General features: G+C 71.6%; 13 protein-coding genes. 9 read left to right on the forward strand and 4 right to left on the reverse strand.

Going from position 1 to position 13,916, the window contains the following annotated elements:
• Positions 1 to 3: 3 nt before the first annotated feature.
• Genes OF380_RS23790 through xdhC form a run of 4 tightly spaced genes read left to right on the forward strand, consistent with a single transcriptional unit; the run spans position 4 to position 5,760 of the window.
• Positions 4 to 1,077, forward strand: a complete 1,074-nt coding sequence (locus tag OF380_RS23790) for a BMP family ABC transporter substrate-binding protein (protein WP_264048113.1) — start codon at positions 4 to 6, stop codon at positions 1,075 to 1,077.
• 33 nt (positions 1,078 to 1,110) lie between these two features.
• Positions 1,111 to 2,607, forward strand: a complete 1,497-nt coding sequence (gene xdhA, locus OF380_RS23795) for a xanthine dehydrogenase small subunit (RefSeq protein ID WP_264048114.1) — start codon at positions 1,111 to 1,113, stop codon at positions 2,605 to 2,607.
• Entirely contained in the window at positions 2,600 to 4,945 is a 2,346-nt protein-coding gene (xdhB, locus tag OF380_RS23800) for a xanthine dehydrogenase molybdopterin binding subunit (protein ID WP_264048115.1), read from the forward strand. The genes xdhA and xdhB overlap by 8 nt, the downstream gene beginning before the upstream one ends.
• On the forward strand, positions 4,942 to 5,760 hold the full coding sequence (gene xdhC, locus OF380_RS23805) for a xanthine dehydrogenase accessory protein XdhC (RefSeq protein ID WP_264048116.1): 819 nt from the start codon (positions 4,942 to 4,944) through the stop codon (positions 5,758 to 5,760). Before xdhB ends, xdhC begins: the two co-directional genes overlap by 4 nt.
• 3 nt (positions 5,761 to 5,763) lie before the next feature.
• Here the strand turns inward: xdhC and OF380_RS23810 are convergent, their stop codons facing one another.
• From OF380_RS23810 to uraD, 3 genes are all read right to left on the reverse strand, one after another.
• Positions 5,764 to 6,033, reverse strand: a complete 270-nt coding sequence (locus OF380_RS23810) for a hypothetical protein (protein ID WP_264048117.1) — start codon at positions 6,031 to 6,033, stop codon at positions 5,764 to 5,766.
• A gap of 28 nt (positions 6,034 to 6,061) precedes the next feature.
• The gene (locus tag OF380_RS23815) at positions 6,062 to 6,244 is read right to left on the reverse strand and encodes a hypothetical protein (protein ID WP_264048118.1); all 183 of its coding nucleotides are present in this window, start codon (positions 6,242 to 6,244) and stop codon (positions 6,062 to 6,064) included.
• Between the two features lie 401 nt (positions 6,245 to 6,645).
• A complete protein-coding gene (gene uraD, locus OF380_RS23820) occupies positions 6,646 to 7,527 on the reverse strand; it encodes a 2-oxo-4-hydroxy-4-carboxy-5-ureidoimidazoline decarboxylase (protein WP_264048119.1) in 882 nt (293 codons plus the stop codon).
• Between the two features lie 135 nt (positions 7,528 to 7,662).
• On the opposite strand from uraD, the gene OF380_RS23825 reads away from it, so the two are divergent.
• The 5 genes from OF380_RS23825 (at position 7,663) to OF380_RS23845 (ending at position 13,401) form a co-directional block, all read left to right on the forward strand.
• Positions 7,663 to 8,028, forward strand: coding sequence for a hypothetical protein (locus tag OF380_RS23825; protein WP_264048120.1), 366 nt, complete (start codon positions 7,663 to 7,665; stop codon positions 8,026 to 8,028).
• Positions 8,029 to 8,247: 219 nt separating this feature from the next.
• The gene (locus OF380_RS23830; RefSeq protein ID WP_264048121.1) at positions 8,248 to 10,461 is read left to right on the forward strand and encodes a putative bifunctional diguanylate cyclase/phosphodiesterase; all 2,214 of its coding nucleotides are present in this window, start codon (positions 8,248 to 8,250) and stop codon (positions 10,459 to 10,461) included.
• A 107-nt stretch (positions 10,462 to 10,568) separates the two neighbouring features.
• The gene (locus OF380_RS23835) at positions 10,569 to 11,936 is read left to right on the forward strand and encodes a nucleobase:cation symporter-2 family protein (RefSeq protein ID WP_264048122.1); all 1,368 of its coding nucleotides are present in this window, start codon (positions 10,569 to 10,571) and stop codon (positions 11,934 to 11,936) included.
• Positions 11,937 to 11,970: 34 nt separating this feature from the next.
• Positions 11,971 to 12,813, forward strand: coding sequence for a factor-independent urate hydroxylase (gene pucL, locus OF380_RS23840; RefSeq protein ID WP_264048123.1), 843 nt, complete (start codon positions 11,971 to 11,973; stop codon positions 12,811 to 12,813).
• A gap of 336 nt (positions 12,814 to 13,149) precedes the next feature.
• Entirely contained in the window at positions 13,150 to 13,401 is a 252-nt protein-coding gene (locus tag OF380_RS23845) for a hypothetical protein (RefSeq protein ID WP_264048124.1), read from the forward strand.
• 23 nt (positions 13,402 to 13,424) lie between these two features.
• Here the strand turns inward: OF380_RS23845 and OF380_RS23850 are convergent, their stop codons facing one another.
• Positions 13,425 to 13,904 carry a flavin reductase gene (locus tag OF380_RS23850; RefSeq protein ID WP_264051469.1) on the reverse strand — a complete coding sequence of 160 codons (480 nt, stop codon included), beginning with the start codon at positions 13,902 to 13,904 and terminating at the stop codon, positions 13,425 to 13,427.
• Positions 13,905 to 13,916: the final 12 nt, after the last annotated feature.

Consider the following 13,916-nt stretch of genomic DNA (forward strand, 5'->3'; position numbering starts at 1 on the left):
ACGATGCGGATTCTTCAGGGGGCCGTGCTGGCCATCCTCGCCCTCGGAATCGGCGGGGCGCAGGCACAGGAGAAGCCGGGCGCGAAGCTGAAGGTCGGCTTCGTCTACGTGGGTCCGGTCGCCGATTACGGCTACTCGTTCCAGCACGATCAGAGCCGAAAGGCGCTCGCCGCGGCGCTGGGCGACCGGGTCGAGACCAGCTTCCTCGAGAACGTGCCGGAGGCCGACAGCGAGCGCTCCATCGAAAGCCTGGCCCGCTCCGGCCACGGCCTGATCTTCACCACCTCGTTCGGCTTCATGGAGCCGACCCTGAAGGTTGCCAGGAAATTCCCCAAGCTGAAGTTCGAGCACGCCACGGGCTACAAGCGCTCGGCCAACGTCGCCACCTACTCGGCCCGGTTCTACGAGGGGCGCTACATCTGCGGCGAGATCGCGGGCCGCCTTTCGAAGACCGGCACGCTCGGCTACATCGCCTCCTTCCCGATCCCCGAGGTGGTGAGCGGCATCAACGCCTTCATGCTCGGCGCGCAGAGCGTGAACCCCAACATCAAGCTCAAGATCGTCTGGGTGAACACCTGGTTCGACCCGGGCAAGGAGGCCGAGGCCGCGAAAGCCCTGCTGGCGCAGGGCGCCGACATCCTGTCCCAGCATACGGATTCGGCGGCCCCCCTCCAGGAGGCCGAGAAGCAGGGGAAACGCGCCTTCGGCCAGTCCTCCGACCAGATGCGCTTCGCCCCCAAGGCCCAGCTCACCTCCATCGTGGACGACTGGGACGGCTACGTCGTCGGGCGCGCCAAGGCCGTCCTCGACGGCACCTGGGCAAGCCAGGACACCTGGGGCGGCATCAAGGACGGCATGGTCGTGCTGGCGCCCTTCGCCAACATGCCCGATGATGTGAAGGCCAAGGCCGAGGCCAGCAAGAAGGCGATCGCGGACGGCACGCTCCACCCGTTCCGCGGCCCGGTGATCAAGCAGGACGGCACCGAGGCGGTGAAGGGGGGCGAGACCGCTCCCGACCCGATGATCCTGGGCATGAACTGGTACGTGAAGGGCATCGACGACAAGCTGCCGCAATAGGCGCGACGGGATGCGCAGGACACCGGGGCACGCATGAGACACGCCATCCGCTTCCTCCTCGGCCACGAGGAGCGCACGATCGAGGCCTGCGACCCGACGCTGACGGTGCTCGACTGGCTGCGCGGCCCTGAGCGGCTGACCGGCACCAAGGAGGGCTGCAACGAGGGCGATTGCGGCGCCTGTACCGTCGTCGTCGTCCGCCCCGAGGGGCCGCCCGGCACCGAGCGCCTGCGCTACCGGACCGTGGATGCCTGCATCACGTTCCTCGGCATGCTCGACGGTTGTCAGCTTCTCACCGTCGAGCACCTGCGCGGGACCGACGGCAGTCTGCACCCGGTTCAGCGCCTGATGGTGGAGGAGCACGGCTCGCAATGCGGCTTCTGCACGCCGGGCTTCGTGATGTCCCTGTTCGCGATGACCAAGGACCTGCCGGCCGCGCGCGGCGAGGTCTGGCAATCGGCAAGCCCCATCGACGACGCGCTCGCGGGCAACCTCTGCCGCTGCACCGGCTACGCGCCCATCGTGCGTGCCGCCGAGCGGGCGCTGGCAGCCCCCGAGGTGGATGCCTTCGATGTCGCCCGCGACGCCACCCTCGCCCGGCTGCTGGCCCTGCGGGACGACGAGACCGTGGCGGTCTCCGGCCCCAGGGGCCGCTTCTTCGCCCCCGCCACCGTCCCGGCCCTGACCGACCTCGTCGCCGAATACCCGCACGCCACGATCGTGGCCGGCGCCACCGACGTCGCCCTCTGGGTCACCAAGGGCCTGCGCGTGCTCGATCCGGTGATCTGGCTGGGGCGGGTCCGCGACCTCGCCACCGTCGCGGACACGCCGCAGGGCCTGCAGATCGGGGCCGGCGTGACCCTGGCGGCGGCCGGCGCGGCCCTGGCCGAACTCCATCCCGACCTCGGCGAACTCTTCCGGCGCCACGGCGCGGCCCAGACCCGCAATGCCGGCACGCTGGGCGGCAACATCGCCAACGGCTCGCCCATCGGCGACGCGGCGCCCGCCCTCATCGCGCTCGGCGCCACGCTCCATCTCGCGAGCCGGCGTGGCACCCGCACCCTGCCCCTGGAGGACTTCTTCGTCGCCTATGGCCGCCAGGACCGGGCCGCCGACGAGATCGTCACGGGTGTCACGATCCCGCGGCTGCCGGATGGCGCGCGGCTGGCCGTCCATAAGATCTCGAAGCGCTTCGACGAGGACATCTCCGCCGTCCTCGGGGCCTTCCGGCTGACCCTGGAAAACGGCACGATCCGGCAGGCGCGCATCGCCTACGGGGGCATGGCCGGGACCCCGAAGCGGGCAGTGCAGGCCGAGGCCGCGCTGGTGGGCCAAGCCCTCGACGCCGCCGTGGTGCCCGCCTTCAAGGCGGCGCTCGCGCAGGATTTCACGCCGCTCTCGGACATGCGCGCCTCGGCCGGCTACCGTCTCAAGGTCGCCGGAAACCTGATCGAGCGCCTGATCTACGAGAGCGCCCCGGAGGCGCCGGAAACCCGCCTCGCGGCGATCGGGAGCCCGGCCCATGCTTGACCACACGCCCCCGCCCCCGAAGGCGGACGACCGGATCGCCGGTGGCGCCCACGCGCCGCGCATCCACGACAGCGCGGTCCGCCATGTCAGCGGTGGGGCCACCTACATCGACGACATGCCCGAGCCGGCCGGGCTGCTGCATGTCTGCCTGGGCCTCAGCGAGCGGGCCCATGCCCGCCTCGTCTCGGTGGACCTCGACCCCGTGCGCGCGGCGCATGGCGTGGTGGCGGTGTTCACGGCCGCCGACGTGCCGGGCGTCAACGAGATCTCGTCCTCGCACCGCAATGACGAGCCGATGCTGGCCGAGGACACCGTCTCTTATCGCGGCCAGCCGATCTTCGCGGTGGCGGCCCTGACCCGCGACGCGGCGCGCCGGGCCGCGCGTCTCGCGCAGATCGCCTACGAGGATCTCGCGCCCGTCCTGACCTATCGCGAGGCCCGCGCGGACGGCACCTTGGTCTGGCCGCCCATGACCCTGAAGCGCGGCGATGCGGACGCGGTGCTGGCGGAAAGCCCCGGCATCGTTCGGGGCCGCATGGGCATCGGCGGCCAGGAGCACTTCTACCTCGAGGGACAGATCGCCCTGGCGATGCCGGGCGAGGACGACGAGGTCACGGTCCATACCTCGACGCAGCACCCCTCCGAGGCCCAGGCCCTGGTGGCCAAGGTGCTGGGTACCGTGAATTCCGCCGTGACGGCCGAGGTGCGCCGCATGGGCGGCGGCTTCGGCGGCAAGGAGAGCCAGTCGAACCTGTTCGCCTGCGTGGCGGCCCTGGTGGCGAAGAAGACCGGCCGCGCCGCCAAGATCCGGCCCGACCGCGACGACGACATGGTCATCACCGGCAAGCGCCACGATTTCGAGGTGGACTACCTCGTGGGCCACGATGCCGAGGGGAAGATTCTCGCGGTGGACATGCAGCTCGCCGCGCGCTGCGGCTGGGCCGCCGACCTGTCGGGCCCGGTCACCGACCGTGCCCTGTTCCACGCCGACAATTGCTACCACTACCCGGCGGTGCACCTGACCTCGCGGCCCTACCGCACGAACACTCAGTCGAACACCGCCTTCCGGGGCTTCGGCGGGCCGCAGGGCATGGTGGCGGCCGAGCGGGTGATCGAGGAGGTGGCCTATGCCTGCGGCCTCGACCCGCTGGAGGTGCGCAAGCGCAACTTCTACGGGACCGGGAGCGACAACGTCACGCCCTACCACCAGACGATTTCCGACAACTGCATCCGGGACTTGGTGGCACAGCTGGAAGCCGATTGTGATTATGCCGGTCGTCGCGCGGCCCTGCATGCAGCCAATGCATCGAGCCCGGTGATCAAGCGGGGCATCGCGCTGACGCCGGTGAAATTCGGCATCTCCTTCACCTCCACCGCCTACAACCAGGCCGGCGCCCTGGTGCACATCTACAACGACGGCTCGGTGGGGCTGAATCACGGCGGCACCGAGATGGGCCAGGGCCTCTACGTCAAGGTGGCGCAGGTGGTGGCGGAGGAGTTCCAGATCGACGCCGACCGGGTCCGCATCACCGCGACAACCACGGGCAAGGTGCCCAACACCTCGGCCACCGCCGCGTCCTCCGGGGCCGACCTCAACGGCATGGCCGCGCAGGCCGCTGCCCGGACGCTGAAGGAGCGTCTCGTCTCCTTCGCGGCCGAAGCCTGGAGCGTCGCTCCGGAAACGGTGCTGTTCCTGCCCAACCGGGTCCGGGTGGGGAACCAGGAGATCGCCTGGGGCGAGCTGATCCACAAGGCGTATCTCGCCCGCGTGCAGCTCTCGGCCACGGGCTTCTACAAGACGCCGACCATCCACTGGGACCGGGACGCGGGCCGGGGCCACCCGTTCTACTACTTCGCCTACGGTGCGGCCTGCGTGCAGGCGGCGGTCGACACGCTGACCGGCGAGTACCGGATCGAGCGGGCCGACATCCTGCACGATTGCGGCCGTTCCCTGAACCCGGCGGTGGACAAGGGCCAGATCGAGGGCGGCTTCATCCAGGGCCTCGGCTGGCTCACCACGGAGGAATTGTGGTGGGACGACCGGGGCTCGCTACGCACTCACGCCCCCTCCACCTACAAGATCCCCGCCTGTGGCGACCGCCCGCGCATCTTCAACGTGGCCCTCTACGCGAACGAGAACCGCGAGGCGACGATCTACCGCTCCAAGGCGGTGGGCGAGCCGCCCCTGATGCTCGGCATCGCCGGCCTGCACGCGCTCTCGGACGCGGTGGCGAGCGTCGCCGGTCACCGGTACTGCCCCCGCCTCGACGCGCCGGCGACCCCGGAGCGCGTACTGGATGCCGTCGAGCGGATGCGGGCGCTGGCCGGGTTGCCGTGAGCGCCGGCTCATCCGAGTCGCTGTCCGAGGCCCTGGCGGCCGCCCTCGTGGCGGGCGAGCCGGCGGCCCTGGTTACCCTGTCGGAAGCGCGGGGATCGACACCCCGCGAGGCCGGCACCGCCATGCTGGTGATGCCGGATCTGGTCGTCGGCACCATCGGCGGCGGCACCTGCGAGTGGGCGGGCGTTGCCCGTGCCCGGCAACTCCTGGCCGAGGGAGAGGCCGAGGCCGGGCTGCGCATGCCGCTCGGGCCCGAGACCGGCCAGTGCTGCGGCGGGCACGTCACCCTGGCGATCCGCCGGGCCGATGCCGGCACCCTCGCGGCCCTGCGCGACCGGGAGGCGCAGGGCGCGGCGCGCGAGCCTGCCGTGGTGATCTACGGGGCCGGCCATGTCGGACGGGCCCTGGCGCTGGCCCTCGACCCGCTGCCCTTCCGCACCCGGATCGTCGATGCCCGGGCGGAAGAGGTCGCGCGCGTCTCGGGGGCTCGCATCGCGCGCACGGTCGGCGCGCCGGACGCCGTGGCCGAGGCCGCGCCACCGGGCGCGGCCCACGTGGTGGTCACGCACAGCCACGCCCTCGACAGCCTGATCTGCGCCAGCCTGCTGGAAGCGAACACCTTCGCCTATCTCGGCCTGATCGGGTCCGCCACGAAGCGGGCCACCTTCCTCTCCGCCTTCCGGGCGATGGGGCTCGACGCGGCCGCGCTCGACCGCCTCGTCTGCCCGATCGGCGGCACGGCGGTGCGCGACAAGCGCCCGGCCGTGATCGCCGCCCTGGTGGCGGCCGAACTGATCGCGACCTTCGCGACCTGAGGGTCAGGGACGCGATGGCGCTGTCGGGGCTGCCCCCGGTGACGGCACGCTTTCGACGGGCCGTCCTTCGACCGGAAGCCCCCCGGCCCGTGGCGGCACCGGGATCGCGTCGCCGCTGCGGATCGCCTCCGCCTCGTTGCGGGCCCCTGCCCGGCCCTCCGTGCCGCCCGGGGCGGTGGCACCCTCCATTCCGGCGGGGGCGCCGACGCTCTGAGCCAGGGCCGGCCCCGCGAGGCCCAGCGACAGGGCGAGGAAAGTCATCTGACGGATCATGCGCGCGACTCCTGGACGGGATGAGGGATCAGCGGTGCCGGTGGGGGCGGGTCGCCCGGTGCCGGGCCGCATGTCGGTGCTTCAGGGCCGTGCGTCCGCGCAGGCCGCCGGGCGCGGTGACGCGGGACTGGCCAGCGGGGGCGATCAGGCTGCCCTGGGCGCGCGGCGCCGGCGTCAGGACGGACAGGCCGGCGGTCACGAGGGCGGCCATCAGGGTCCTGGCTATCAGGCCCCTCACCGAAAACCGATGCGTCACCGCCTGTCCTCCCCGGGCCCGCCGCCCGCTCGGGACGGCAGCAAGGAACGTGCCGGATTCGCTCAAAATCTCAGGGGCTTGCGAGGCCGGCGGCCTCCGCTACCGAGTCACACGGCCGTGAACCATGGTCGGCCTCCGCGAGCCCCTCCAGGGTCGCGAAAGGCGGCCCGTTCCGGAAGGCCGTTTCCCGCGCCGGGCCCCGCCGCGAGGGTGCCACCGCGCCGACGAAGTTGGGCTCGGCCGCGCCGCGCGACGACGGCGAGAGCTATCGGCGGGCGGGAAGGTGGGCCAGGGAAAGCAGGTCAGGGAAAGCGGGACCAGCGGAACCGGAGCAAGGGGCTCGGGGCTCGTCTCGGTCAGCTCCCGCGATAGGTCTGGTAGCTCCACGGACTCGCCACCAGCGGCACGTGGTAGTGCCCCTCCGGGTCGGCGGCGCCGAAGCGCAGCGCGACGATGTCCAGGAAGGGCGGCTCGGGCAGACCCGGCTGGGTCGCCCGGAAATGGTCGCCGATCCGGAAGCGCAGTTCGTAGGCAGCGATCGGCACCGGGCGTCCGTGGATCAGGGGCGCGTCCGTGCGTCCGTCCGCGTTGGTCACGGCCCGGGCGACCAGCGCCGTCTCGGTGTCCGATACCCATTCGTGGAGCTCCACCGCCACCCCCGGCGCCGGTCGACCCGCCGCCGTGTCGAGGACATGGGTGGAGACCCGCCCCGTGGTGCGCGGTGTTCCGGGCCCGTCGACCAGGGTGGCGAGGCGGATTGCGGCGATGCGGAAGACTTCCGCGAGGGCGGTGGCGCGCTCCGTCTCCGGGTCACTGGCGAGGCGGGTCGCGAAGGCCCCCAGCAGCGAGGCGCGGCCATGGCGCTTGACGCAGAGGATGAAGGGGAACCCGAAGCGGGCGCGGTAATCCGCATTGAGCGCCGCGAAGCGCGCGTATTCCGCCTCCGAGAGCCGGTCGAGCCCGGCCGAGGCCTGCTCGGCGATGGAATCGGGCGCGATCGCGCCGTCGCGGGCCGCGCGTCCGGCAAGCTCGGGGTGGTTGGTCAGAAGTTCGAGCCGGGCCGCCTCGGGGGCAGCCTCCACCGCCTCCCGCATGGCGCCGAGCAGGGCCTCCACGGTGGCGAAGGGCCGTCGCCCGGCGGCCGCCTCGGCGACCCAGGGCGCGTGCTCGAACACCGCCCCGAGGGTGGCGACGACATCGCCGGGGGCGGCGTGGTTCAGGTCGTCGAGGGTCGGCATCGCGTTCCTTCCTGCGCGCTGGCGGGCGCCGCCGCTCTAGCAGGCAACGGGCCAGCCGGCACCGGCTCGCCAGGGCCCCCGAAATGTGATCTTGCGCGGGCCCGGCCGCAGAGCCGGACAACGAGGCAAGGCGCCATGACCCCCAGGACGCATCTCCCGCCCGACGCGACGCTGATCGAGGTCGCGGGCGACCTCACCGAACCCGAGGAATACCTGCGCCGGCTCCTCGGCAACATGCGCTTCTGCCAGAAGCGGCACGGCGACGCCCTGGTGCGCATCGGCGTGACCGGGAAGGGCCGGAAGGGGTTCAGTCCCTCATACCGCATCGATTATCATGCGGACGGGGTCGAGACCGTCTTCAACGGCTTCGGCGGCACCTCGCACAGCGCCTTCACCGAGACCAACGTCCGCGAGACGAACTGGAGCCGCGGCCACGCGACGATCCAGGAGGTGCAGCGCCTCTACGACGCGTTGCGCAAGGGGCCGGCGCGCGCACCGTGAGCCCGTCCTCGGCGTATCCCCGCAGGCGGGGTGGGGCCACCCGCACCGGTCCCGGCGGGTGCGGGATCGCCGTGGGCGAACGCGTATCGGGCGAGTGAGTATAATGTGCTCGGGATGTTTCGGAAACGAGGATTGACATAAGTTAGAGCGACAATCGATCCTGTATTTTCCTTCGTTCGAAGGTCGTAGGAGAGTTCTCGCGTCGCGTGAGCCCGTAGAATGGCGGAAATGGTCGGAGCCTCCCTATCCGGAATCGGGTGCGATGACGCCACGGAGCCGGGTGAGCCTGCCGCGGATCTTCAGCTCGACGCTGTCTGCCGGACGGCGGCCGCGCTCTTCGGCGTTCGTTACGCCTTCGTCTCGCGGGTGGGCGAGGCCCGGCAATGGTTCCTTGGCCGGGAGGGGCTGAGTCTGTCCGGCACGCCGAAGTCCGTGGCGTTCTGCGCCCACACCGTCCTGGGCGAAGCTCATGTGCCCTTCGTGGTGCTCGACACCCATCGCGACCCACGCTTCTCCAACCATCCCCTCGTCCTCGGCGCGCCCTTCCTGCGCTTCTACGCGGGCGTGCCGATCGCCCTGTCCGAGGGGGTCGATGCCGCCACCGTCTGCATCGCCGACCCGGAGCCGCGCGCCCGGTTCGGCGCGGCGGAGCGCCAGCGCCTCGTGGACCTGGCCCTGTTCGTTGAGGCGACGCTGCGGGGCCGGGTCGCCGAGGCCGAGGCGGATCGCGCGCATCGCCGGCTCGAGACCTCGGACTCCCTCCTGCGCGTCACCCTGGAGAGCATGGATCAGGGCCTGCTCATGACGGACGGCGAGGATCGCGTGCGGGTCTATAACCGGCGCGTCGCCGGCATGATGGGGGTGCCGCAGGACCTGCTCTACGACGGCGCGCCCTTCGAGGCCGTGCGGTCCTACCAGAGGGCACAGGGCGAGTTCGCCCACCTGCCCGATGGTCTCCGGGCCTGGCTGGAGCGCGGCGAGCCGGCGGCGCGGATCTACGATTACGAGCGCGCCCGCCCGGACGGAACCGTGCTCCAGGTCCGCACCCTGCCCCTGCCCCAGGGCGGCCTCGTGCGCACCTTCACGGACGTGACGGGACGCCGCGCGGCCGAGGAGCGGGTCCGGCACATGGCCCTGCACGATGCGCTGACGGGACTGCCCAACCGCACGCTGTTCCGCGACCGCCTGGAGCAGGCCATCACCCATGCGGGCCGGGCCCGCACCGCCTTCGCGGTGCTGGCCTGCGACCTCGACCGCTTCAAGGCCGTCAACGACAGCCTCGGCCATCCGGCCGGCGACGCGCTGCTGCGCGTCGTGGCCGAGCGGATGCAGGCGGTGCTTCGCCCCACCGATACGATCGCGCGCCTCGGCGGCGACGAGTTCGCCGTCGTGCTCACCTATCTCGACGCGCCCGACGAGGCGGCGGAGCTGGCGGAGCGGCTGATCGCGGCAGTGAGCAAGCCCCACGACCTCGACGGGCAGAGCGTCGAGGTCGGCGTCAGCATCGGCGTTGCTATCGCGACGCAGGCGGACCGGGACCCCGACGAAGTGTTCAAGCGCGCCGATATCGCCCTGTACGAGGCCAAGGCGGCGGGGCGCAACACCCACCGGGCGTTCGAGCCGGCTGCGGGCGCGCGCATCGCCACGCGCGGCCGCCTCGCCCTCGACATGAAGGAGGCGATCCGGCGGCGGGAGTTCCACCTCGCCTACCAGCCCGTGATCGACGCCGACACGGGGGCCATCGTCAGCTTCGAGGCGCTAATGCGCTGGCGCCATCCGGTCCGGGGCGAGATCGCGCCGGGCGCCTTCATCGCGCTCGCCGAGGAGACGGGGCTGATCGTGCCGCTCGGCGCCTGGGCCCTGCAGGAGGCCTGCCGCGAGGCGACCGCCTGGCCCCTGCCCCTGCGCGTGGCGGTGAACGTCTCGCCGGTGCAGCTGCGGCGCCCGGGCCTCGAGGCAACGGTGCTGGCGGCCCTCGCGGCGAGCGGCCTGCCGGCGGAACGCCTCAAGCTCGAGGTGACCGAGAGCGTGCTGATGCAGGATGCCGACGAGGTGCTCGGCCGCCTGCATCGCCTGCGCGCCCTCGGCGTGCTCATCGCGCTCGACGATTTCGGCACCGGCTACTCGTCCCTGAGCTACCTGCGCCGCTTTCCCTTCGACCGGATCAAGATCGACCGCGCCTTCATCCGTGACATCGCCGATCCGGACGCGGCGGCGATCGTGCGCGCGGTGGTCGGCATCGGCGAGCGCCTGGGCATGGGCATCGTGGCCGAGGGCGTGGAGACTGCCGAGCAACTCGCCCTCGTGCGCCGGGAAGGCTGCGCGCAGGTGCAGGGATTCCTGTTCAGCCCGCCGCTGCCGCCCCACGCGGTGCGGCTCTTCATGCGGGACTGGGAGGGCGGGTGCGCTCGGGCGCTGCTCGCGCGGGGCTGATCCGCAGGCCCGGTGCGGTCCGCCGGAGCCTGCGCCCAGGGGTGGCACGTGGTTTGCGGACCCTGCTCCGGAGAGCCGGTCCGGCTCGCCAGACGAGGGACCATCGCGTGGAACACGGCCCTTCCCCCTCCGTTCCGGCGGCGCCGGCCCGCACGGTTCCGCCCGCGGCCCTCGGCCTCCTTGGCCTCCAGCACGTGCTGGTGATGTATGCCGGGGCCGTGGCGGTGCCGCTGATCGTCGGGCGCGCCCTCAAGCTGCCCCCCGAGCAGGTGGCGATGCTGGTCAGCGCCGACCTGTTCGCCTGCGGCCTCGCCACCCTGATCCAGAGCTGGGGCCTGCCCGGCATCGGCATCCGCATGCCGGTGATGATGGGCGTGACCTTCGCGGCGGTGACGCCGATGATCGCCATGGGCACCAGCCCGGATCTCGGGCTCACCGGCATCTACGGCGCCGTCATCGTCGCCGGCCTGTTCGCCCTCTTCGCCGCCCCCCTGGTCGGGCGCCTGCTGCCGCTGTTCCCGCCGGTGGTGACCGGGACGGTCATCCTCGTCATCGGCATCTCACTGATGCGGGTGGGAGTGAACTGGGCGGCGGGCGGGGTCGGTAACCCGCAATACGGGGCGCCGCTCTACCTCGGCATCGCCCTGTTCGTCCTCCTCGTCATCCTCGCCCTGACCCGCTACACGCGGGGCTTCGTGGCCTCGGCCTCCGTGCTCATCGGGATCGTCGCCGGCATGGCGGCGGCAGGCGCCTTCGGCCTCGTGGACCTGTCGCGGGTGGCCGCGGCGCCGTGGTTCGACGTGGTGCGCCCCTTCGCCTTCGGCATGCCGACCTTCGACCTCGTGGCCAGCCTCACCCTCTGCCTGGTCATGGTGGTGGTGATGATCGAATCCACCGGCATGTTCCTGGCGCTCGCCGAGATCACCGGCGAGACCGTGGACGAGCCCCGCCTCGTCAGGGGCCTGCGCGCCGACGGGCTCGGCACCGCGCTCGGCGGCATCTTCAACACCTTTCCCTACACCTCCTTCTCGCAGAACATCGGCCTCGTCGGCGTCACCGGCGTGCGCTCCCGCTGGGTCACGGTCATCGGCGGCTTCATCATGCTCGGCCTCGGGCTCATCCCCAAGCTCGCGGCCCTGGTGGAAGCGGTGCCGCCCTGCGTCCTGGGCGGCGCCGGGCTCGTGATGTTCGGCATGGTGGCGGCCACGGGCGCACGCATCCTCGGGGCCGTGGATTTCGCCGGCAACCGCAACAACCTGTTCATCGTCGCCGTCTCGGTGGGCTTCGGGCTGATTCCCCTGGTGGCGCCGAACTTCTTCCGGCAGATGCCCGACGCCCTGCATCCGCTGCTCGAATCCGGCATCCTGCTCGCGGCCCTGTCGGCGCTCGCCCTGAACCTGTTCTTCAACGGGCTCGGCAGCCAGGCCGGGGCCCGCGCCGAGGCGACCCGCCTCGCCCACGCCGCCGAGGCGTGAGCCTCGTTTTCCCGACGACGAAAGGACCGGCATCATGGCGCTGACGAAGGCACGCTACGGCAAGGGCCGCGTGCGGGTGCTCCGGCTCGCCCGCGGAGCCGAGCGCCACGACGTGCGCGAACTCTCCCTGACGGTGCTGCTGGAGGGCGATTTCGGAGCCTCCTGGACGGCGGGGGACAACCGGCAGGTCATCGCCACCGACAGCATCAAGAACATCGTCAACATCACCGCCGCCCGGCACGTGGAGGCCGAGACCGAAGCCTTCGTCGGACACGTCGCGGCCCTGTTCCTGGAGCGCTACGCGCAGGTCGCCTCCGTCAGCATCGAGTCCCTGGAAACCCGCTGGCTGCGCCGGGACGTGCAGGGGGCGCCCCACGCCCACACCTTCACCCTCGACGGCAACGGCCAGCCCTTCGTGCGGCTGGTGGCCGACCGGGGCGGCTCGGTGCTGGAATCGGGCCTGCGCGGCTACACCCTGATGAAGACGACGCAATCCGGCTGGGAGGACTTCGTCGACGACGCGTACCGCACCCTGCCCGATACCGGCGACCGCATCTGCGCCACCAGCATGGACGCGACCTGGACCTGGGCCGCGCCGCCCGCCGACCCGGTGGCGACCAACGCGGCGGTGCTCGACACGATGATCACGGTCTTCGCCACCACCTACAGCGCGGGGGTGCAGGACAGCATGTATCGCATGGGCGAAGCGGTGCTCGCCGCCCGGCCCGACATCGCCGAGATCCACTTCGCGATGCCCAACAAGCACTACATCCCGATGAATCTCGGGGCGTTCGGCATCGATCACGGGGGGCAGGTCTTCCTGCCGACCGACGAGCCGCACGGCCAGATCGAGGCCACCATCGGCCGGGCCGACTGATTTCATTCGACCTGCGGCCGAATCGGGTCGACGTGGGCGCTGACGCGACGCGGTAGAGCATGGCGCGCCCCAGCCCGGTCGCGGATCATGCCAGGCCGCGCGTTCGCGTGCGAAAATCGTAGGCGGACGAATAAGGGTTTGATCGGGTTGATGTTTTTAGCGCAGGCATCCCAACCGGAGCCAAGCGAGCAGCGATAATCTGAAAACTGCTCATCTTCGTTGCATAGTCTGCAAGCAAGTCTTGTTGTTTTCTGAAGCAGGTGTGCTCAATTTCTGGGAACTTGGATGCCGCGTCGCGCGTCGTGGCGGCAACCGTTCAGACCCAGGACTTGCGCCATGATCCGTCACAGCCTCACCGCTGCCCTCGCCGTCGCCCTCGGCCTGTCCGCCTCGGGCGCTCTGGCCCAGAGCTACACTGCACCGGCGGGGATACCAGCCGCGTTGGCGCCCGGCGGGCTCGAAGGCCGGGCCGCCGAACGCAATGTCCATCAGCTGCACGGCGGACGCGTGCACGCCGTCACGCCGCTGAGGCACCAGGACGAGATCGCCACCGGCTCGGTCCGCCCCCGCCGCGACGACCGGCGATAGGGCCTGCCGCCATCGGCCTGTCCTCAGGCGGCGGCCTCCTGCGGGGACGCCGCGCCGAGGGGCAGGCTGTGGTAGGCGCGGTCCGCGTAGACGAGGGCCGGTCCGTCACCGGGCTCGGCGAGGCCGATGACCTCGCAATAGAGTACGTCGTGTGTGCCCACCGGGTGGCGGGCGACGATCCGGCAATCGAAGGCGGTACGTGCGCCCTGGAGCGCCGGCGCGCCCGTCGCGAGGGTCGTCCAGGTTCCGGCGGCGAAGCGGGTCTCCATGGGCGTGCGGCCGCCGAAGGCCGCTGCAATCCCGGATTGGTCGGCCGCCAGGGTGTTGACGCAGAGCGCGGTGTTGGCGCTCAGCGCCGCATGGGCCGAGGATGCCCGGTTGACACAGACGAGGAGAGTCGGCGGCGCGTCGCTGACGCTGCACACGGCGGAGGCGGTGAAGCCTGCCCGCCCTCCCGGCCCGTCGGTGGTGACGAGATGGACCGCGCTGGCGACCCGGGCCATCGCGCCGCGAAA

Source organism: Methylobacterium sp. FF17 (assembly GCF_025813715.1).
GTDB classification, from domain to species: domain Bacteria; phylum Pseudomonadota; class Alphaproteobacteria; order Rhizobiales; family Beijerinckiaceae; genus Methylobacterium; species Methylobacterium flocculans.

Excerpts from the sequence above, each read along its gene's own strand:
- uraD (WP_264048119.1), bottom strand. The coding sequence starts at position 7,527 with ATGCCGACCCTCGACGACCTGAACCACGCCGCCCCCGGCGATGTCGTC.
- xdhA (WP_264048114.1), top strand. The coding sequence starts at position 1,111 with ATGAGACACGCCATCCGCTTCCTCCTCGGCCACGAGGAGCGCACGATC.
- pucL (WP_264048123.1), top strand. The coding sequence starts at position 11,971 with ATGGCGCTGACGAAGGCACGCTACGGCAAGGGCCGCGTGCGGGTGCTC.
- OF380_RS23825 (WP_264048120.1), top strand. The coding sequence starts at position 7,663 with ATGACCCCCAGGACGCATCTCCCGCCCGACGCGACGCTGATCGAGGTC.
- OF380_RS23810 (WP_264048117.1), bottom strand. The coding sequence starts at position 6,033 with ATGATCCGTCAGATGACTTTCCTCGCCCTGTCGCTGGGCCTCGCGGGG.
- OF380_RS23850 (WP_264051469.1), bottom strand. The coding sequence starts at position 13,904 with ATGGCCCGGGTCGCCAGCGCGGTCCATCTCGTCACCACCGACGGGCCG.
- OF380_RS23815 (WP_264048118.1), bottom strand. The coding sequence starts at position 6,244 with ATGGCCGCCCTCGTGACCGCCGGCCTGTCCGTCCTGACGCCGGCGCCG.
- OF380_RS23790 (WP_264048113.1), top strand. The coding sequence starts at position 4 with ATGCGGATTCTTCAGGGGGCCGTGCTGGCCATCCTCGCCCTCGGAATC.
- OF380_RS23845 (WP_264048124.1), top strand. The coding sequence starts at position 13,150 with ATGATCCGTCACAGCCTCACCGCTGCCCTCGCCGTCGCCCTCGGCCTG.
- xdhB (WP_264048115.1), top strand. The coding sequence starts at position 2,600 with ATGCTTGACCACACGCCCCCGCCCCCGAAGGCGGACGACCGGATCGCC.
- OF380_RS23830 (WP_264048121.1), top strand. The coding sequence starts at position 8,248 with ATGGCGGAAATGGTCGGAGCCTCCCTATCCGGAATCGGGTGCGATGAC.